Here is a 418-nt window from a genome sequence, read left to right as displayed (position 1 = left end):
AGATAGTAGAGGCGAAGTGTTTGTTGTGTTTGCGCGTCTTGAATGTGCTCTTTATGGTGAAGTAAATATTGGTCCAGCTTTGGAAATTGATGATAACAGTCGAAAAGTGCATATTAATGGTGTGAATGAGACAGGTGATTGTTTAACAGATTATTGTCATATTAGTATCCTGACTCCTTCTATGGACGGGCTTTTTACAGGTTCTGCGCTTGAACGTCGTCGTTTTTTGGATCGTATGGTTTTGGCTATTGATCCTTTGCATTGTTTCCGCATAGCAGATTATGATAAGGCTATGCGTTCTCGTAATCGTTTGTTTTTGGATTTAAATGTAGATTTTTCTTGGTTTGATGCTTTAGAAAAGCAAATGGCAGAGCTGGCAGCCGCTATTGCTGCAGCACGTATCGATGTTATTCGCCTT

1 pseudogene is annotated in these 418 nt (G+C 39.7%); it reads left to right on the top strand.

Features of this window, described 5'->3' with window-relative positions:
* A pseudogene (locus tag J7R10_RS09005) lies at positions 1-418 on the top strand (DNA replication/repair protein RecF); the annotation flags it as partial.

This window comes from Bartonella vinsonii subsp. berkhoffii ATCC 51672 (genome assembly GCF_902825225.1).
In the GTDB taxonomy this organism is placed as follows: Bacteria; Pseudomonadota; Alphaproteobacteria; order Rhizobiales; family Rhizobiaceae; genus Bartonella; species Bartonella berkhoffii.
Note: the sequence above shows the minus strand (reverse complement) of the source record. Positions and strands in the feature narration are given on the sequence as shown.